Origin of the sequence: Roseobacter phycocola, from assembly GCF_042055075.2 — a bacterium.
In the GTDB taxonomy this organism is placed as follows: domain Bacteria; phylum Pseudomonadota; class Alphaproteobacteria; order Rhodobacterales; family Rhodobacteraceae; genus Roseobacter.
In genome coordinates this window covers 3,879,374-3,898,938 of sequence record NZ_CP194010.1, presented here as the reverse complement: position 1 = coordinate 3,898,938, position 19,565 = coordinate 3,879,374, and the positions used below count along the sequence as shown (strand labels likewise).

Sequence of the window (19,565 nt, the reverse complement as noted above, 5' to 3'; positions counted from 1 at the left end):
ACAAATCCGTGCCCGGCGCCTGCCCGCGCTGTTCAGGAAGGATCGCGCCAGCGGTTGGCAATCGGATACCGCCGGTCCAGCCAGAACGCGCCCTTGGTCAGCCGCGCGCCCGGCGCGGACTGAAACCTTTTGTATTCAGAGATATAGATCAGATGCTCGACCTTTTTCGCCACATCACGCTCAAAGCCTGCGGCAACACAGTCTTCAATGGATCCTGCCCGGTCGACCAGGATTTCCAGCATGGCATCAAGGTCAGGATAATCCGGCAGGCTGTCGCTGTCCTTCTGATCCTCGCGCAGTTCTGCCGAAGGGGGCTTGTCGATGATCTGTTGAGGAATCACAGCCCCCGCAGGCCCCATCATCCAGTCCCGGTGGTTCGCGTTGCGCCAGCGGCAGGTTTCAAAGACGCGTGTTTTATACAGGTCCTTGATCGGGTTATAGCCGCCCGCCATGTCGCCATAGATCGTCGCATAGCCCACGGCGACCTCGGATTTGTTACCCGTGGTCAGCAGCATTTCACCGAACTTATTAGACATCGCCATCAGCAGCAGCCCCCGCAGGCGCGACTGGATATTTTCCTCGGTCAGGTCCGCGTCGCGCCCCTCAAACAGCGGGGCCAGCGTGTTGGTGATGGCTTCACGCCCTTCAGAAATCGGCACGTAATCATAGTGGCAGCCGAGGGCCGTCGCGAGCGCTTTGGCATCATCCAGCGACCCCTGGCTGGTGTATTCGGACGGCAGCATGACACAGCGCACATTTTCGGGCCCCAGCGCATCCGCCGCAATCACCGCCACCAGCGCAGAGTCAATCCCGCCCGACAGGCCCAGCAACACCTTGCTGAACCCGGTTTTGCGCATGTAGTCCCGCAGGCTCTGCACCATCACACGGTAATCCTGCTCCCAGGCGTCGGGGTGCGGGGCCTTTTCGCTCTCCAGAATGCGCCAACCCTCCGGGGTGCGCTCCAGGTCCACATGGGCAATCTCTGTGTCAAAAACCGGCATCTTAAAGGCCAGCTGCCCGCCGGGGTTCAGCCCGAAACTGCCCCCGTCAAATACCTGATCATCCTGGCCGCCCACCATGTTGAGGTAAATGAGCGGCAGCTCGGTTTCGACCACGCGCGCCACCATATGGTTCAGGCGGGTGTCGAATTTGCCCCGGTAATAGGGCGATCCGTTCGGCACCAGCAGGAATTCGGCGCCCGTCTCGGCCAGGGTCTCGGCCACATCCTCATGCCAGGCGTCTTCACAGATCGGGCTGCCCACGCGCGAGTTGCCCACTGAATAGGGCCCACCCAGCGGCCCGGCATCGAAAATACGGACCTCGTCGAACACGGTTTCATTGGGCAGGTGGTGTTTCAGAACGGTCGAGGCAATGCGCCCGCCCTTGAGGATATGCCAGGCGTTATAAAGCTTCGTACCCTCGACATAGGGCGCGCCGATACCCAGCGCGGGCCCCTCCGCGCAATCAGCCGCCAGCGCCTCCAGATGGGTGGTGATGTCCAGCTGAAAGGCGCGGCGCATCACCAGGTCCTGCGCGTTGTAACCGGCCAGAAACATTTCCGGCAGCGCGACCAGATCAGCACCCGCTGCTTTGCCCTGCGCCCAGGCGTCCCGCGCCAGCGCCGCATTGCCCGCGATGTCCCCCACGGTCGGGTTCAGCTGACCCAGTGTGATGCGAAAACGATCTGCCATACCGACCGGCCCTTCTGCCTCTTTGTGCGTCATGTAGCAGATCAGGCTGCGGTGAAAAGCCCCGGCACCGCCGATGCGGCAAAAGGGCGTTGCGACGACCCGGCCCAGCGATTAGGTTCGGGGCCGGGACGCGCGGGGGTGCAACCCCGCCGGAAAACAACGCACCGAGGTGAGCCATGACACTGCGCAGACTGAGCCTTTGCCTTGCATTACTGCCACTGCCGCTTTTCGCGCAGGAAGGCGAGGTGCAGACCAAGCAATACGACGATGGCGGTGTCTACGAAGGCACGTTCCGCGGCGGCGTCCAGCACGGCACCGGCACTTACAAACTGCCCAACGGATACGAATACACAGGCCAGTGGATCGACGGTGAAATCAAAGGCGAGGGTGTCGCCCGTTTTCCCAACGGATCGGTCTATGAGGGCACATTTGCAAAGGGCAAACCCGAAGGTTTCGGCCGCATCACCTTTGCCGACGGCGGCACCTATGAAGGTCAGTGGGCCGCGGGGGCGATCACCGGCGAGGGCGTGGCGCTTTATGCCAACGGCGTCCGCTACGAGGGCGGCTTCCGGGACGCGCAGCACCATGGCAAGGGCGCGATGCAGAGCCCGGGTGGCTATGAATACGCCGGTGACTGGATTGATGGCGTCAAACAGGGCAGCGGCAAAATCACCTATCCCGATGGTGCAGTCTATGAAGGCCAGATCGCGGATGGCAAGCGCGAGGGTCAGGGCACCCTGACCATGCCCGACGGTCTGGTCTATGTGGGCTTGTGGCGCGACGGTCAGATTGACGGTTCCGGACGACTGACCCAGGCCAATGGCGACGTCTATGAGGGACAGCTGGTATCGGGCCGCCGCGAAGGCGTGGGCAAAGTGATCTATGCCAACGGCGACGTTTACGAGGGGGAATTTGAGGGCGATCTGCGCAACGGCCAGGGCACCTTCACCGCGCAGGATGGATATACCTACACCGGCTCCTGGGTTGCTGGCAAAATCGAAGGCGAAGGCCGGGTCACTTATCCTGATGGCTCCGTTTATGCGGGCATTTTCGCTGACGGCCTGGCAGACGGCGAAGGAACGATCACCTATCCGGATGGCTCAACCTATGCCGGGCAATGGAAAGCCGGCGTGATCGAAGGCTTCGGCAAGGCAACCTACACCAATGGTGTGGTCTACGAGGGCAACTTCCGCGACGCACGCAACCACGGACAGGGCGTCATGACCTACGCCGACGGGTACCGCTATGACGGCGAATGGCTCGATGGCCAGCGGCACGGCACAGGCACTGCGACCTACCCTGACGGAACCGTCTATACCGGTGGCTTTCAGAACGGGCAGCGGCATGGAATGGGCAAAATCACCATGACCGGTGGCTTCACCTATGAGGGCGAATGGTCCGACGGTGAAATCGAGGGCCAGGGCATCGCGACCTATGAGAACGGTGACATCTACGAAGGCACATTCCGCGCGGGCAAACGCCAGGGCACCGGGACCATGCGCTATGCCACCGGCGAGGAAGCCTCCGGCACATGGGAAAACGGTGCGTTAAACGAAGGCGGCTGACACGGGTTTCCGGGCCCGGCCCGGCGTGTTTCCTCAGATCCGCTGCGGCTGCTCCATAAAGTCCGCCAGCACGTCAAAAACCACGCGGATGCGCCGGCTGGTGTGCAGTTCGCGGTGCGTGACCAGCCAGGTCGGAAAGGTCACCGGGTCCATTTCCGGCAGCACAGGCACCACCTCGGGCGTCATTGCGCCCACATCCTCCGACATGATGGTCACGCCAAACCCCTGCCGCACCAGCTCCCACGAAACGATACCGCTCGCCGATCCATAGCGGAAATTCTCCCGCTTCAGTTCCAGGCCGATGACTTTCATATGGCCGATCATCTGGTCGGTATCCGTGAAACTGATGAACCGGTGCTGTGCCATCGCCTCGAGTGATTGCGGGGTGCCGTGCCGCGCCAGATAGGAGGGTGCGGCGTAAAACCGTGCCGTCGAGGTGCGGACCTTTCTGGCAATCAGGTCCGGCTGCTCGGGGCGGACGTGCCGCACTGCGATATCTGCCTCGCGCCGGATCAGATCGCGCACTTCATTGGACGCCACCACATCGATCTCAATCTGTGGCGCTACGGCTTCCAGCTTTTTCAGGGCGCGCGGCATCAGATAGGCCGCGAAAATATCACTCGCCGTGATCCGGACCAGACCATCAACCGCCTGCGACTGACCCGACGCCGACAGTGCTACCCGGTTCGCGGCAGCCTCCATCGCGCGGGCATGCTCTACCAGATCGAGCCCCGCCCGTGTCAGCGCCAGCGACCGGCCACCCCGCTCAAAAAGCAGCAGGCCAAGATCGTCTTCAAGAGCCGAAATCTGCCGGCCGACAGTGGGTTGCGCCACGCCGAGGGCGCGGGCGGCTCCGGAAAGTGATCCCGCATCCACGGTCGCCAGAAAGGCGCGGGTTTGATTCCAGTCGAATGAATAGGGAGGTTTTTCCATGCATTTATGCATACCAGTTCAGCTATTTCAGGCAATTCCTTTCGCACATTGCATATGCGATTGTGCGCCGGAACAAGGAGATCTGTTATGCCCCGCACCGCTTTCTGGGACAGAATTGCCCCCAAATATGCCCGCCAGCCGATCCGCGACGTCAAATCCTATGAGTATACCCTCGGGCGCACCCGCAGCTATCTCGGCGCGCAGGACCGTGTGCTGGAACTGGGGTGCGGCACCGGCGGAACCGCTGTGCTGCTGGCGGGCGGCGTCGAACGCTACACCGCGACAGATGTCTCGCCCGGCATGATTGCCGAAGCGAACGCCCGGCAGGCACCGGACAACCTCGGCTTTGTTACCGCAGGCTGGTCCGAACCGCGCCTGCTGGACCGCGAATACGATGCTGTTCTGGCCTTCAACCTGCTGCACCTGCTGCCCGATCTGCCAACTGTTCTGCGCCGCGTAAACACGCTGCTGGAACCGGGTGGCGTGTTTATCTCCAAGACGACTGTCGCGCCTGCCGCCGACGCCCCGCTCTGGTTCCCGCTGCTGCGTGTTGCCCTGCCCGTGCTCCGGCTTTTTGGCCGGGTGCCCTGGGTGGCCTTCCGCCCTGCGGCAGAACACGATGCGATGATCGAAGCGGCAGGCTTCCGGATCATCGAAACCTTTGACGGCACCGGCCACGTTCCGGCCCGTTTCGTCGTGGCGCGCAAACTCTGATCAGGCCTCCCCCCCAGCGGGACGGCGGGTGGGGCGATGGCACAGCCGAGCGCCGTACCGCCGTCCCGCAAAAGTTAACGGGCCGCCATTTCCGCATCGGGATACCGACCCGGGCACCGACGTAGTACCGACAAAATACCGACGTTATACCGACGCAGCATTCTGAGCCTTTTCAGAGGCTTGCGGGAAAACGGGCACACCGGCACCGATCCGGCCGCGCGCTGCGTTAAACTTTCTCGCCTGCATCCAGCCTGGCAAGAAAAGCTTCCGCCTCTTCCAGCACCGTTTTGCGCCGCGCTTCATCCATCCGGTCCCAGGTCCGGTACATGTTCCCCATCCGCGGATTACCTTCAAACCGGTCACGGTGCCGATCCAGAAAATGCCAGTACAACAGGTTAAACGGGCAGGCCCCGTCGCCCGTCTTTTTGCTCACCGAATACTGACAGCTTTTACAGTAATCCGACATCCGGTTGATGTAGGCCCCGCTCGACACATAGGGTTTCGAGGCGATCACCCCGCCATCGGCAAACTGGCTCATACCCAAGGTGTTCGGCGCCTCGACCCACTCAAAGGCATCGGCATAGACGGCCAGGTACCATTCATGCAGTTCTGTCGGGTTCACCCCCACCAGAAGCCCGAAATTCCCTGTCACCATAAGGCGTTGAATGTGATGGGCATAGGCCTCGTCCCGGGTCTGCGCCACCGCTTTTGACAGGCAGTTCATCTGCGTCTCACCGCCCCAGTAAAGATCGGGCAGAGGCCGGTCATGCTCCAGCCCGTTGCGCTCCGGATAGTCCGGTCCTTCCAGGAAATAGATGCCCCGCACGTATTCCCGCCAGCCGATGATCTGGCGGATGAACCCTTCGGCGGCATTGATCGGCACATCGCCTGCAGCCCAGGCATCGGCGGCAGCCTCGCAGACCTCCAGCGGGTCCAGCAAGCCGATGTTCAGGTAGGGCGAGATCACCGCGTGATACAGAAACCGGTTGTCGTTCAGCATCGCATCCTGGAAATCACCAAACGCTGGCAGCGCATTTTTGATGAAATGGGTCAACGCCCGGCGCGCCTCCGCGCGCGTAGTTGCAAACCAGAACGGTCGCAACTGCCCGAAATGATTGCCAAAACGCGCCTCAACCAGAGCAAGAACAGCCTCTGTTTCTGGATCAGGTGTGAACTGCATCGGCCCGCCGAAAGCCACCTCATCGGGGGCTGGTTTGCGGTTGTCGTGGTCATAATTCCACTTGTCTCCCGCGGGTTTGTCCCCCTCCATCAACAGCCCGGTTTTACGCCGCATATCGCGGTAGAAATACTCCATCCGCAGCTGTTTTCGCCCTTCGGCCCAGCGCTCAAACTCCTGATGTGACGCGATAAATCTGTCGTCCTGCAGAATGCGTATCTTCAGCGGCGCATGTTTCAGCGCGTGGATCAGCCGCCATTCGCCGGGCTCGGTGGCCAGAACCTCATCAGCACCCGTCTGTTCTGCGCGCCGCAGCAGCTCACCCACGATGGAGCCGGCGTTGTCGGTGTCGTCCAGCTCCGCATAGGCCACATCCCAACCCTGCTCCCGCAGCCCGGCCGCAAACTTGCGCATCGCGGCAAAAATCAGCGCGATTTTCTTAGGGTGATGCCGGACGTAGGACGCCTCATCCACCACCTCTGCCATCACAACCGTATCCACGTCCCGGTCGGCCTCCCGCAGCGCGCTCAGACCCTCAGACAGCTGGTCCCCCAGCACAAGAATCAGGCGGCTCACCAGGGCACCTCTTTGCCCGCCCAGTCATAGAACCCACCCGTCTGTTCAGGCGTCAGGCCCTCCATCACGCGGATCAGGTTTTCAGCGGCCTCGGACGCAGGCACCGCCGGATGACGGCCCAGGTATTTTTCAGTGAACGGCGTCGCCACCGTGCCCGGGTGCAGTGCCACGCAGATGCTGTACTTGTGACTGCGCGCGAGTTCAATCGCTGTCGTATGTACGATCTGGTTCACCGCGGCCTTGGCGCTGCGGTAACTGATCCAGCCCCCCATCCGGTTATCCCCGACCGAGCCGACCCGCGCGGACAGAACGGCGACCATCGCCACCCGGTCCCGCGGCAGCAGATCAGCGACATGGCGCAGCACCAGCGCGGGGCCCAGCGCGTTCAGTACAAACTGATCCACCATCGCCCGTGATGTGACTGATTTCACGCTTTTTTCAGGCACCGCACCGTCGATCTCCAGCGCACCTGTCGCGACAAATACCAGATCAAAGGGCCCTTGCAGTGTACCAAGATGCGCGGCGACAGAGGCCTCATCCGTGATGTCAAAACCATCCGCGGACCGCGACAGCGTTACCACCTCATCCCCCCGCCCGCGCAGTGCTGACGTCATAGCGGACCCGATCCCGCCGGAGGCACCAATTATCAGAATTCGTCTCATTACGGGCCACCTAGCCGCGCGCTCGGCCGGTTCAAGTAGGTGCGCGCAGTGGTCGCGAAAAGCCCCTTTCCATTTACGGAACCTGCGGTATAAAGCGGGCATGAGACATGCTGCTGATCAAAAGTTCTCCGCGCGCATTCTGCCCGCCGCCGCAGCCCTGCTGCTGCTAACGCGCCTCTGAGCGTGCCTGTCGGCGCGCCCGCTCAGAGGGATCGCCCGCGCGCCAGGACACACAGCAGACAATGAAAGAATTCCGATATGACTGATAAAGCAGAACAGGACCGCGTCCTCATCTTTGACACCACGTTGCGCGATGGCGAACAGAGCCCGGGTGCCACGATGACCCATGCCGAAAAGCTCGAGATTGCCGGGCTGCTGGACGAAATGGGTGTCGACATCATCGAGGCGGGTTTCCCGATTGCCTCTGAGGGCGACTTTGCCGCCGTGACCGAGATCGCAAAGCTGGCGAAAAACAGTGTGATCTGCGGTCTGGCCCGCGCGCAGTTCGGTGACATCGACCGCTGCTGGGAAGCGGTCAAACACGCAGCACAACCGCGGATTCACACGTTTATCGGCACCTCGCCGCTGCACCGTGCGATCCCCAATCTCGATATGGACCAGATGGCCGAGCGGATTGAGCAAACTGTGACACACGCCCGCAACCTCTGCGACAATGTGCAGTGGTCACCTATGGACGCCACCCGCACCGAGGATGATTATCTGTGCCGTGTGGTCGAAATTGCGATCAAATGTGGTGCGACCACGATCAATATTCCGGACACTGTGGGCTATACGGCCCCGCGGGAATCGGCGGATCTGATCCGGATGCTGCTGGAGCGCGTGCCGGGTGCGGATACCATCACCTTTGCCACGCACTGTCACAACGATCTTGGCATGGCGACGGCCAATTCGCTGGCCGCTGTTGAAGCTGGCGCACGCCAGATCGAATGCACCATCAACGGGCTGGGCGAACGTGCGGGCAATACCGCGCTCGAAGAAGTCGTGATGGCGATGAAAGTCCGCAACGACATCATGCCTTATCAGACGCGGATTGATGCGACCAAAATCATGAATATCTCACGCCGCGTTGCCACCGTGTCGGGTTTCCCCGTGCAGTTTAACAAGGCGATTGTGGGCAAGAATGCCTTTGCGCATGAAAGCGGCATCCACCAGGACGGGATGCTCAAAAATGCGGAAACTTTTGAGATCATGCGCCCGGAGGACGTTGGCCTCACCGAAACCAACATTGTGATGGGCAAGCATTCCGGCCGGGCTGCGTTGCGCTCCAAACTGGAAAACCTCGGGTTTGAGCTGGGCGACAACCAGCTCAAAGACGTGTTCGTGCGGTTCAAGGAACTGGCCGACCGCAAGAAAGAGATTTACGACGACGACCTGATCGCACTGATGCGCACCGCGACAGATGCCGAAGCCGACCGGATCAGGCTGAAGTCAATGCACGTCGTCTGCGGCACCGACGGCCCGAACGAGGCCCGGATGACCCTTGAGGTTGATGGTGTCGAGCACAGCACCGAACAGACCGGCGATGGCCCTGTGGACGCGTCCTTCAAGTGCATCAAGGCACTGGTCGCGCACAGCGCACGCCTGCAGCTTTACCAGGTGGCCGCGGTGACCGAAGGAACGGATGCTCAGGCCACGGTGTCTGTGCGCCTTGAGGAAGAGGGCCGTATTGTGACCGGGCAATCCGCGAATACCGATACGGTTGTCGCCTCGGCGCTCGCCTATATCCACGCGCTGAACCGTCTGCTGGTGCGCCGTGAAAAAGGCGGCAGTGACCGCCCGGAAATCAGCTACAAGGACGTCAGCTGACCTCAAAAGCGGCTCCGGACCGGGATCTTTCACGGTCCGGAGACCTTCTGCAACTGTTGCGCGCTGCGATACAATCGCAACGTAACAGCAAGATGATGCCCAGATCATCGTTAACGCCCCTTTCACCATAACGCGCCTAAGCATATAACACAGGGCAACCGGCCCTTTCAGGGCACGGACCAATGGCATTCGGGCAGGGTTTACACCTCATGGCAATATTCGACAGTTTTCGCGGTCTGTTTTCATCGGACATGGCGATCGACCTCGGCACGGCGAACACGCTGGTCTACGTGAAGGGCAAGGGTGTGGTTCTGTCAGAACCCTCCGTTGTCGCCTATCATATAAAGGAAGGTGTCAAGAAAGTGCTCGCCGTGGGCGAAGACGCCAAGCTGATGCTGGGGCGGACACCGGGCAGCATCGAAGCCATCCGCCCGATGCGCGAAGGTGTCATCGCGGACTTTGACACCGCCGAAGAGATGATCAAACACTTCATCCGCAAGGTGCACAAACGCTCGACGTTTTTTGGCAAACCCAAGATCATCGTCTGCGTGCCGCACGGTGCCACTCCGGTTGAAAAACGCGCCATCCGTCAGTCGGTGATGAGTGCGGGCGCGCGGCGCGCGGGCCTGATTGCGGAACCCATTGCTGCGGCCATTGGCGCAGGCATGCCGATCACGGATCCCACCGGGAACATGGTCGTGGACATCGGCGGCGGTACAACAGAGGTCGCGGTTCTGAGCCTTGGCGATATCGTTTACGCGCGGTCCGTGCGCGTCGGTGGTGACCGGATGGACGAGGCAATCATCAGCTACCTGCGCCGCCAGCAGAACCTGCTGGTGGGTGAAACCACGGCAGAACGGATCAAGACATCCATCGGCACGGCACGCATGCCTGACGACGGGCGTGGTACCTCAATGCAGATCCGGGGCCGCGACCTGCTGAACGGCGTGCCCAAGGAAATCGAAGTGACCCAGGCGCAGATTGCCGAAGCACTGGCGGAGCCGGTACAGCAGATCTGTGAAGCGGTGATGACCGCGCTGGAGACAACTCCACCGGACCTTGCAGCCGACATTGTTGACCGGGGCGTTATGCTGACCGGTGGTGGCGCATTGCTGGGCGATCTGGATCTGGCGCTGCGCGAACAGACAGGCCTCGCCGTATCTATCGCAGACGAATCGCTGAACTGTGTGGCCCTTGGTACCGGCAAAGCGCTTGAATACGAAAAACAGCTGCGTCACGCGATCGACTACGAAAGCTGACGCCCCCGACAGAGTTCCCCGTGCGTGGCAGGACTGCCTGCCTGACCCGGGGCAGGAGACCCGCCGCTGATGGCCAGAGACCGTTCTCAGACCAGCGACTTCACCGGCCCCCTGCGCCGGTTGCTGATTGCTGTGCTGGTGCTGTGCCTGCTGGGCGTTTTCCTGCTCTGGCGGATTGACAGCCCCCGTGTCGAGCGGTTCCGCGCACAGATCACCGACCGCTTTGTACCGGGGCTCGACTGGGCGATGGCACCTGTTACCGGGGCGATCTCTCTGCTGCGCGATTTCCAGAGCTATCAGCAACTCGCCGAACAGAACCAGGAACTGCGCTCGGAACTGCGCCGGATGCAGGCCTGGAAGGAGGCTGCCGTGCAGCTGGAGCAGGAAAACGCCAGGCTGCTTGACCTCAACAATGTGCGCCTCGACCCGCGTCTTACCGTAATTTCCGGCGTTGTTCTCGCAGACAGCGGATCACCGTTCCGCCAGTCCGTACTGCTGAATGTCGGCGCGCGCGACGGGATCATCGAAGGCTGGGCCACGATGGACGGCATTGGCGTGGTCGGGCGGATTTCAGGTGTTGGTCAGACGACGTCTCGCGTCATCCTCCTGACGGATGCCTCCAGCCGCATTCCGGCATCCATTCAGCCTTCGGGCCAGCGCACCATTGTGGCCGGCGACAACACCGCCGCCCCCCTCATCGACTTTCTGGAAAGCCCCGACCAGGTGCGTCCCGGCGACCGCGTGGTCAGCTCCGGTGACGGCGGTGTGTTCCCGTCAGGCCTGTTGATCGGTCAGGTCGCTGCAGATCCCGGTGGACAGCTGCGCGTCAGACTTGCTGCGGATTACGAGCGCCTCGAATTTCTGCGCGTCCTGCGCCATCACGGCACGGAACCGATCGAAGACAATCCCCAGATCATCGGCCCGCAACTGCCCGTGATCATGACCGAGGAGGCGATACAATGAGCGACGCCCCCGTCACACGTCTCTGGAGCATGCGTATTTCGTTTGCCTTCGTGGTCTGCGCAATTCTGTTTTTCCAGCTGCTGCCCCTTAACATGACGCCCGCCCGCTGGGCCGGACCGGACCTGTTGCTGGCCTTTGCCTGCGCGTGGTCGGTAAGGCGCCCGGAATATGTGCCCGCCTTTGCTCTGGCCCTGCTGTTTCTGCTGGCAGACCTGTTGCTGCAGCGCCCGCCGGGGCTCTGGGCCCTGCTGGCACTGATCGGGTGTGAAAACCTGAAATCACGTGCACGGGCGGTCCGGGATGGCACCTTTGTGGGCGAATGGCTGACCGTGTGCCTGATCATTGCCGGTATCAGCATCGCGTACCGTTTGGCGCTGATGATTACCCTTCTGGATCCGCCTTCCTTTACCCTGTCATTTTCCCAGCTTCTGATGACACTTGTGTGCTACCCATTGGTTGCCGGGATAACCCACACCTTTATGGGCGTCCGCAAATCTGCACCGGGCGATCCCGATACAGGCGGAGGCGGCCTGAGATGAAACGTCAGCTGTTTTGCGGAGGAACCGCATGAAAAAGACACGGGCAGAAACAGATATCAGCCATCGCAGGCTGTCGCGGCGTGCCGCACTTCTTGGCGGTGCCCAACTTTTGTTCATCGGTGGGCTCGCTGCCAGGATGCAGTATCTGCAGGTTGATCAGGCTGATCAGTTCCGTCTGCTGGCCGAAGAAAACCGCATCAACATCCGGCTCATCCCACCCTCCCGCGGAGAGGTGTTCGACCGGAATGGCATGAGCCTTGCACGCAATGCGCCGTCTTACCGGATCGTGATCGTGCGGGAGGACGCTGGCGACGTAGATGCAGTTCTTGAGCGGCTTTCACAGATCATCAGCCTCGACGAGGAAACGATCACCCGTGTCAAAGAAGAGATACGCCGGTCTGCGCCTTTTCTGCCGGTTACCATCGCATCAGATGTTACATGGGACGACATCAGCAGGGTGTCTGTAAATGCACCTGCGCTTCCGGGTGTGACACCGGAGGTCGGGTTGAGCCGCGTTTACCCGCAAGGGTCAGATTTCGCACATGTACTGGGCTACGTTGGCCCGGTGTCAGACTACGACCTGTCCAAAATCGAGGACCCTGAGCCTGTTCTGATGATCCCGCGGTTTCAGATCGGAAAGGTCGGGGTTGAAACCAAACTTGAACCGCTGCTGCGCGGAAAAGCAGGCGCAAAAAGGGTAGAGGTCAACGCTGCCGGCCGCGTCATGCGCGAGCTGGACCGGCGCGACGGCATCCCCGGCTCCGATCTGCAGCTGACCATCGACGCAAAGCTCCAGGGTTATGTCCAGGCCCGCCTTGACGGGGAAAGCGCAAGCGCGGTTGTTATGGATTGCGAAACCGGTGATCTGGTCGCCTGTGCCTCGGCACCGACATTCGATCCGAACCTGTTTGTGCGCGGCATCTCGTCCAAAGATTACGGCACGCTGACCGGTAACAAATACCGCCCGCTTGCCAGCAAGACCGTACAGGGCGTGTATCCCCCGGGTTCCACTTTCAAGATGATCACGGCCATGGCCGCTCTCGAAGACGGGCTGATAGGACCGGATGAAACCGCCTATTGTCCGGGCCATATGGAAGTGTCAGGACGCCGGTTCCACTGCTGGAAACGCGCCGGACACGGGTGGGTGGACCTCGAAACTTCGCTGAAACGGTCGTGCGATGTCTATTATTATGATCTGGCAGTAAAGGTCGGCATTGAGCGCATTTCTGAAATGGCGCGCAGGTTCGGGCTGGGCATAAAGCATGACGTACCAATGTCGGCTGTTGCCAAGGGTCTGGCGCCCAACATGGAGTGGAAGGCCCAGACATATGGCCAGAGCTGGCGCGTGGGTGACACCGTGAACGTGTCGATCGGCCAGGGTTTCATGCTGGCCTCACCCATGCAGCTTGCAGTGATGACCGCGCGGATTGCCACCGGGCGCTCCGTCGAGCCGCGCCTGATCAAGTCTGTGGACGGCGTCGAAGAACCGATCCGGGGCGGCGAGCCCATGGGTCTGAACGAGAACAACCTGCGCAAGATGCGCAAGGCGATGTTCGAAGTGGTCAATGACCGGCGTGGCACGGCCTATGGATCGCGCATCATCGAAGAAGAGATGCGCATGGCCGGGAAAACCGGCACCAGCCAGGTCCGCAACATCACAGCAGCGGAGCGCCGCGCTGGTGTCATCCGGAACGAAGACCTGCCATGGGAGCGCCGCGACCACGCGCTGTTTGTGAATTTCGCGCCCTATGACAAACCCAAATACGCGGTTGCGGTGATCGTCGAGCACGGTGGCGGTGGCTCAAAAGCCGCGGCACCGATCGCCCGGGATATCACCTTGCAGGCGCTTTATGGAGGCCCGCCACCACTTGAAGCCTATCCCGCGAAAGACCGTGAAAAAATCACTGAGCTTCAGGAACGACTGAGAGACGCGCAACCCCAGGTCTCCGTTCCCGGGAAGGATCAGGCATGAGTTATCTCGAGTATGCCGTCAAATCTGCCCCGACCGGGTTCCGCAAGATTTTCTATCTGAACTGGGCGGTCGCGCTGCTTCTCGCATCGGTGGCCGGTGTCGGGTTTCTGATGCTTTATTCCGTGGCCGGCGGGTCCTACAGCCCCTGGGCCGAGCCACAGATGAAACGCTTTGCCGTGGGGTTCGTTATGATGATCATGGTCGCCATGATCCCCATATGGTTCTGGCGCAGCCTGTCGGGCCTTGCGTATCTGGGCACCATCGTGCTGCTGGTCGCGGTGGAGCTTTTTGGCACCGTGGGCATGGGCGCGCAGCGATGGATTGACCTTGGTTTCATGCGCCTTCAGCCCTCGGAACTGATGAAAATAACGCTCGTGATGCTGCTTGCGGCCTACTATGACTGGCTGCCGGCAAAGCGCACCTCACATCCGTTCTGGGTGCTGATACCGGTTATTCTGATCATGATCCCGGTGTTCCTGGTGCTGCGGCAGCCCGATCTGGGGACGTCTATTCTGCTGCTTGCAGCGGGTGGCGGGCTGATGTTTCTGGCCGGTGTGCACTGGGCCTATTTCGGTGCTGTGATTGCCAGCGGTATCGGGCTGGTCACAGCCGTCTTTCAGTCCCGGGGAACCACCTGGCAGTTGCTCAAGGATTACCAGTACCGCCGCATCGACACCTTTCTGGACCCCAGTTCTGACCCTCTGGGCGCGGGCTATCACATCACGCAGTCCAAGATCGCGCTTGGCTCCGGCGGATGGACCGGCCGTGGGTTTATGCAGGGGACACAAAGCCGCCTGAACTTTCTGCCGGAAAAGCATACGGATTTTATCTTTACGACCCTGGCCGAGGAGTTCGGCTTTGTCGGCGGCCTGTCGCTGCTGGGGCTTTATGCGCTGATCATTATTTTCTGCGTCTGGTCTGCGCTGACAAACAAAGACAGGTTTTCCTCCCTGCTGACGCTGGGCATCGCGCTGAACTTCTTCCTGTTCTTTGCCGTCAATATGTCGATGGTCATGGGGCTGGCGCCCGTGGTGGGCGTACCCCTGCCACTGGTCAGTTTCGGCGGGTCAGCCATGCTGGTTCTGCTGCTCGCCTTCGGTCTGATGCAGAGCGCCCACGTCCACCGCCCAAGATAGGAATACTATGCCACTGAATGTGCTTTTTGCGGCCACGCCGGAACGCTGGGCCACCTATGAGCCTGCATTGCATCGGGCTTTCAAAGGGGCCGGACTGGATGTCAGACTGGCGCTGGATATCCCTGCCGGCGAGGTGGACTATGTCGTCTACGCCCCGAATTCCGAGCTGCAGGATTTTACACCCTACACCCGCACAAAAGCAGTCCTGAACCTCTGGGCAGGCGTGGAGGGGATCGTAGGCAACGAAACCCTCACCCAGCCGCTGGCCCGCATGGTCGACCCGGGCATGACCCGCTCGATGACCGAATGGGTCACAGGGCATGTTCTGCGCCATCATCTGGGCATGGACCAGCACATCCTGCATCAGGACGGTGACTGGACCCCCGTAGTGCACCCGCTGGCCGAGGAACGCCGCGTCTGTGTTCTGGGGCTGGGGGCGTTGGGGACGTCTGTGGCGCAAACTCTGAAGTCGCTGCGGTTTGACGTCAGCGGATGGAGCCGCAGCCCAAAGGACGTGCCGGGTATCGAAACATTCAATGGGGACACCGGTCTGGATGACGCGCTGCGGTCTGCTGAGATACTCGTGCTTCTGCTCCCGGACACACCGGCCACGCAGAATACGCTCGACGCCCGACGTCTGGCGCTGATGCCGCAGGGGGCGTTCATTATCAACCCCGGGCGCGGACCCCTTATTGATGATGACGCCTTGCTGGATGCCCTGGACAGCGGTCAGATCGCACATGCGACGCTCGATGTTTTCCGCATCGAACCACTGCCGAAGGAGCATCACTTCTGGGCGCATCCGCAGGTAACGGTGACGCCGCACATCGCAGCTGAAACCCGGGCGAAAACAGCCTCAGAAGTAATCGCGGAGAATATCCGCCGTGGGGAAGCCGGTGAGCCGTTTCTTTATCTGGTCGACCGCACCCTGGGGTACTAGGCGGTTATTCTGCGGCCAGGCCGCGCCCTTTCAACAGCGCATCAACCCCTGGCAGGCGACCGCGGAACGCCGTATAGAGCTCCGCTGCATCCCGGCTGCCACCCGTCGACAGGATATGTTTCTCCAGAGCCGCGGCCTTATCCGCATCGAAGGCTGATCCAGCCTCTTCAAAGGCGGCAAAGGCGTCTGCATCCATAACCTCAGACCACATGTAACTGTAATACCCGCTGCTGTAGCCGTCGCCGGCAAAGACATGGGCAAAGTGCGGTGTGGCGTGACGCATCGTTATGGCATCAGGCATCCCGATCGCATCCAGGATTTCCTTCTGACGCTGCATCGGATCAGCCGGTGCCGTTCCCTCGTGAAAACCGAGGTCAACCAGCGCGGAGGCTACATATTCGACCGTCTGAAAGCCCATGTCGAAGTTTGCGGCACCCAGCACCCGTTCAAGCATATCAGCGGGCATCGGCGCGCCGGTGTCCGCATGCGTCGCGTATTCACTCAGGACCTCAGGGACCTCCAGCCAGTGCTCATAAAGCTGGCTCGGCAGTTCCACAAAGTCCCGCGCGACGGATGTGCCGGACACGCTTTCATAAGTAACATCCGACAGCATCTGGTGCAGCGCGTGGCCGAACTCATGAAACAGAGTGCGTGCATCGTCGTAGGACAAAAGCGCGGGATCGCCCTTGGCAAAGTTACACACGTTGATCACGACAGGTCGCTGTACCTGCGGGAACCGCGCCTGTGCGCGCATCGCCGAACACCAGGCGCCGGACCTTTTGGAGCCACGGGCAAAATAGTCGCCGATAAAGACCGCGATGTGCTCGCCGCCCCGTGTCACATCCCAGGCCCGGCAGTCGGGATGGTAGAGCGGCACGTCGAGCGGTTTGAATTCGAGCCCGAACAGCCGGGACGCACAGGCAAATGTTGCCTCAATCATCCGGTCCAGCTGGAAATATGGTTTGAGTGCCGCTTCATCCAGATCGTGCTCTGCCGCGCGCCGTTTTTCCGCATAGTACCGCCAGTCCCACGGCGCCAGCGCATCATTGATGCCGTCGGCCTGCATCATCTGCGTCAGCACCCGAGCATCAGCGTCAGCCTGCGCGCGCGCGGGCTCCCAGACGGACATCAGCAGATCCCGGACTGCTTCCGGCGTTTTGGCCATTTCCGTTTCCAGCTTGTACGCCGCGAAACTGTCATACCCCAGGAGCTTCGCGCGTTCCTCGCGCAGGGACAGGATTTCAGCAGCAATGCCGCGGTTGTCAGTTTCACCGCCGTTCGCACCGCGCGCAGCCCAGGCACGGAACGCAGTTTCCCGCAGATCCCGGCGCGGCGAGAACTGCAAAAACGGCGTGATCAGCGAACGCGACAGGGTGACCACCGGGCCGTCCGCGCCCTTCTCCTCGCCCGCGGCACGGGCGGCATCCACGACGAAATCCGGCAACCCGTCCAGATCGCCTTCCGCAAGCGGCATGAACCATTCCCGCTCATCGGCCAGCAGGTTCTGCGTGAACTGTGTGCCAAGCACCGCGAGCCGGGCCTTGATCTCCTGCATCCGGGCGTCCGCTTCGCCTGTCAGCGCGGCACCGGCCCGGACAAAACCGCGGTGCGTGAGCATAAGGACCCGTGCCTGTTCGTCCGTCAGATCCAGCCCCCCGCGTTGTTCCCAGACGGCGGCAATGCGCGCGAACAGCTTTTTGTTGCCGGAAATTGCGGAGAAATGCGCAGACAGCATCGGCGAGAACTTCCGCTGCAGTTCTTCGCGTTCCGGGTTGCTGTCTGCTCCTGCGACCGTAAAAAACACAGAGAGAACGCGGTCAAGGTCCTGACCGGCGGCTTCCAGTGCCTCGACCGTGTTGGCAAAATCAGGAGGGGACGCCGCATCTGCGATGGCATCCGTTTCTGCCCGGTGCGCCGCAAGCGCCTGCTCCAGGGCCGGCTCAAAATCCTCGTCGTTTATCTGATCAAAGGGCGCAATCCGGTAAGGGGTGGACCATTCCTCAAGCAGGGCGTTGGACATCGGCGTTCTCCTTTGACAGTTAAGCTAAGGCTGCGCTTACGCGGCAACAACTGCCACGCACAAATAAATTTGAGGCTTCAGCTGCCTCCGCACACCGGGCAACCGGCTCGCCGGCTGACCGCAATCTGGCGGCTCTCACCATAGAGCGCATCATAGATCAGCATCTGCCCCCGCAGCGGTGCACCAGCGCCGGTGATCAGCTTAACTGCCTCGACCGCCATCATGGCGCCGATCACGCCCGGCAGCGGCCCGATAACGCCCGCTTCGGCGCAGGATGGGGCCAGTTCAGGCGCAGGCGCTTCGTCGAAAATGCACCGGTAACAGGGCGCGTCCTGTGCCGGGTCAAACACGCTGAGCTGCCCTTCCCACTGACTGAGCGCACCAGAGATAAGGGGAATACCAGCCGCGACGGCGGTCTCATTCACCAGATATCGTGTCTGGAAATTATCGGTGCCATCCAGAACGACGTCATATTCCGCGAAGAGTTCAGCAGCAATGTCCTCTGTCAGCCGCCGGTGGTAGGGCCGCACCTGCACAAAAGGGTTCTGCGCCTGCATTTCAGCCTGAGCAGAGAAGACCTTGGGCATGCCGATGGACGCATCCTTGTGAATGACCTGGCGCTGAAGATTTGCGTTTTCCACGGCATCATCGTCGACCACACCAATTGTGCCAACACCTGCTGCCGCAAGATACTGAAGAGCCGGTGCACCCAGCCCGCCGGCTCCGATGACCAGCACCTTCGCCTCTTTGAGCCGCTTCTGCCCGGGTCCGCCAATTTCGCGCAGCACAATGTGGCGGGCATACCGGTTGAGTTCCGTTTCTGTGAACAATGGGGCCGGACCGTCATTCCCGCCGGTCTCCGCCCGGGACGTGTCTGCTCTGGTCCGCAGGCGCGTCAGTACCTGGCGATACCCAAGAACAATGGCGACAAAGCCACCCAGTATCAGCCAGAGAGCAGCACTCTCTCCCGTCGCAAGTCTCAGCGGATGACCGTCAGGCAGCACCAGATGCAGCGCAAGAACAGCTACATAAAGCAGACCGATCATAAGGCCACGCGCCGACTTCGGTGCACCCATGAAATGCCCGATGCCCCAGAGAACCGCCGCCAGAGAAAGTACCAGAACCATCAGCTGCCTCCGGTCGATCCGAAGCCGCCCGACCCTCGCGTGGTGTCAGACAGCGTTTCCCGCACGGCAAAACCGGCGCGTACGACCGGCGCGACAACCATCTGAGCGATGCGCATCCCGTGTGTGATCTCCACCGGTTCCTGACCGGCATTCATCACAATAACGCCAAGCTCTCCGCGGTAATCACTGTCAATTGTGCCAGGGCTGTTGGGCAGGGTCACACCGTGGCGCAGCGCGAGCCCCGACCGGGGCCGCACCTGGACCTCAAACCCTTCCGGTATCTCCATACGCAGACCCGTCGGAACAAGCTGCCGCGCACCAGGGTCAAGTACGAATGGCCCCCCCGGCAGGCAGGCCCGCAGGTCAGCACCGGCCGCGCCATCAGTCTCATACGACGGAAGGCCAAGCGCCGCGGCCTCTTCGGACACAAAGGAAATGATGATGTCAGTCACCGGCGATCCTCA

General features: G+C 61.2%; 16 protein-coding genes. 9 read left to right on the top strand and 7 right to left on the bottom strand.

Going from position 1 to position 19,565, the window contains the following annotated elements; genetic code table 11:
- Window positions 1–32: 32 nt before the first annotated feature.
- Window positions 33–1,691: an NAD+ synthase gene (locus AB4K19_RS19220; RefSeq protein ID WP_375229844.1), complete on the bottom strand. Its 1,659-nt coding sequence runs from the start codon at window positions 1,689–1,691 to the stop codon at window positions 33–35.
- Between the two features lie 176 nt (window positions 1,692–1,867).
- On the opposite strand from AB4K19_RS19220, the gene AB4K19_RS19215 reads away from it, so the two are divergent.
- A complete protein-coding gene (locus AB4K19_RS19215) occupies window positions 1,868–3,256 on the top strand; it encodes an MORN repeat-containing protein (RefSeq protein ID WP_375229843.1) in 1,389 nt (462 codons plus the stop codon).
- Between the two features lie 33 nt (window positions 3,257–3,289).
- Here the strand turns inward: AB4K19_RS19215 and AB4K19_RS19210 are convergent, their stop codons facing one another.
- Window positions 3,290–4,189: a LysR family transcriptional regulator gene (locus AB4K19_RS19210; protein WP_375229842.1), complete on the bottom strand. Its 900-nt coding sequence runs from the start codon at window positions 4,187–4,189 to the stop codon at window positions 3,290–3,292.
- 87 nt (window positions 4,190–4,276) lie between these two features.
- On the opposite strand from AB4K19_RS19210, the gene AB4K19_RS19205 reads away from it, so the two are divergent.
- Window positions 4,277–4,903 (top strand): class I SAM-dependent methyltransferase, encoded by a 627-nt coding sequence (locus tag AB4K19_RS19205; RefSeq protein WP_436398573.1) that lies wholly within the window; start codon window positions 4,277–4,279, stop codon window positions 4,901–4,903.
- Between the two features lie 226 nt (window positions 4,904–5,129).
- Here AB4K19_RS19205 and AB4K19_RS19200 read toward each other — a convergent pair whose 3' ends face one another.
- Together AB4K19_RS19200 and AB4K19_RS19195 are read right to left on the bottom strand one after the other, a co-directional pair.
- A complete protein-coding gene (locus AB4K19_RS19200; protein WP_375229840.1) occupies window positions 5,130–6,656 on the bottom strand; it encodes a cryptochrome/photolyase family protein in 1,527 nt (508 codons plus the stop codon).
- The gene (locus AB4K19_RS19195) at window positions 6,653–7,318 is read right to left on the bottom strand and encodes an SDR family NAD(P)-dependent oxidoreductase (RefSeq protein WP_436398572.1); all 666 of its coding nucleotides are present in this window, start codon (window positions 7,316–7,318) and stop codon (window positions 6,653–6,655) included. The genes AB4K19_RS19200 and AB4K19_RS19195 overlap by 4 nt, the downstream gene beginning before the upstream one ends.
- A gap of 258 nt (window positions 7,319–7,576) precedes the next feature.
- Here AB4K19_RS19195 and AB4K19_RS19190 point away from each other — a divergent pair, with 258 nt between their 5' ends.
- From AB4K19_RS19190 to AB4K19_RS19160, 7 genes are all read left to right on the top strand, one after another.
- Complete coding sequence (locus AB4K19_RS19190) at window positions 7,577–9,145, top strand: 2-isopropylmalate synthase (RefSeq protein ID WP_375229839.1); 1,569 nt, start codon at window positions 7,577–7,579, stop codon at window positions 9,143–9,145.
- A 209-nt stretch (window positions 9,146–9,354) separates the two neighbouring features.
- The gene (locus tag AB4K19_RS19185; protein WP_375229838.1) at window positions 9,355–10,404 is read left to right on the top strand and encodes a rod shape-determining protein; all 1,050 of its coding nucleotides are present in this window, start codon (window positions 9,355–9,357) and stop codon (window positions 10,402–10,404) included.
- Window positions 10,405–10,473: 69 nt separating this feature from the next.
- On the top strand, window positions 10,474–11,367 hold the full coding sequence (gene mreC, locus AB4K19_RS19180; RefSeq protein WP_375229837.1) for a rod shape-determining protein MreC: 894 nt from the start codon (window positions 10,474–10,476) through the stop codon (window positions 11,365–11,367).
- A complete protein-coding gene (locus tag AB4K19_RS19175; protein ID WP_375229836.1) occupies window positions 11,364–11,906 on the top strand; it encodes a rod shape-determining protein MreD in 543 nt (180 codons plus the stop codon). The genes mreC and AB4K19_RS19175 overlap by 4 nt, the downstream gene beginning before the upstream one ends.
- Before the next feature lie 28 nt (window positions 11,907–11,934).
- Window positions 11,935–13,878, top strand: a complete 1,944-nt coding sequence (mrdA, locus tag AB4K19_RS19170; protein ID WP_375229835.1) for a penicillin-binding protein 2 — start codon at window positions 11,935–11,937, stop codon at window positions 13,876–13,878.
- Window positions 13,875–15,014 (top strand): rod shape-determining protein RodA, encoded by a 1,140-nt coding sequence (rodA, locus tag AB4K19_RS19165; RefSeq protein WP_375229834.1) that lies wholly within the window; start codon window positions 13,875–13,877, stop codon window positions 15,012–15,014. Before mrdA ends, rodA begins: the two co-directional genes overlap by 4 nt.
- 7 nt (window positions 15,015–15,021) lie before the next feature.
- Entirely contained in the window at window positions 15,022–15,954 is a 933-nt protein-coding gene (locus AB4K19_RS19160) for a 2-hydroxyacid dehydrogenase (RefSeq protein ID WP_375229833.1), read from the top strand.
- A 4-nt stretch (window positions 15,955–15,958) separates the two neighbouring features.
- Here AB4K19_RS19160 and AB4K19_RS19155 read toward each other — a convergent pair whose 3' ends face one another.
- The 3 genes from AB4K19_RS19155 to dut form a co-directional block, all read right to left on the bottom strand.
- The gene (locus AB4K19_RS19155; protein ID WP_375229832.1) at window positions 15,959–17,974 is read right to left on the bottom strand and encodes a M3 family metallopeptidase; all 2,016 of its coding nucleotides are present in this window, start codon (window positions 17,972–17,974) and stop codon (window positions 15,959–15,961) included.
- Window positions 17,975–18,051: 77 nt separating this feature from the next.
- Complete coding sequence (locus tag AB4K19_RS19150) at window positions 18,052–19,101, bottom strand: HesA/MoeB/ThiF family protein (protein ID WP_375229831.1); 1,050 nt, start codon at window positions 19,099–19,101, stop codon at window positions 18,052–18,054.
- Window positions 19,101–19,553: a dUTP diphosphatase gene (gene dut / locus AB4K19_RS19145; protein WP_375229830.1), complete on the bottom strand. Its 453-nt coding sequence runs from the start codon at window positions 19,551–19,553 to the stop codon at window positions 19,101–19,103. The genes AB4K19_RS19150 and dut overlap by 1 nt, the downstream gene beginning before the upstream one ends.
- Window positions 19,554–19,565 lie beyond the last annotated feature (12 nt).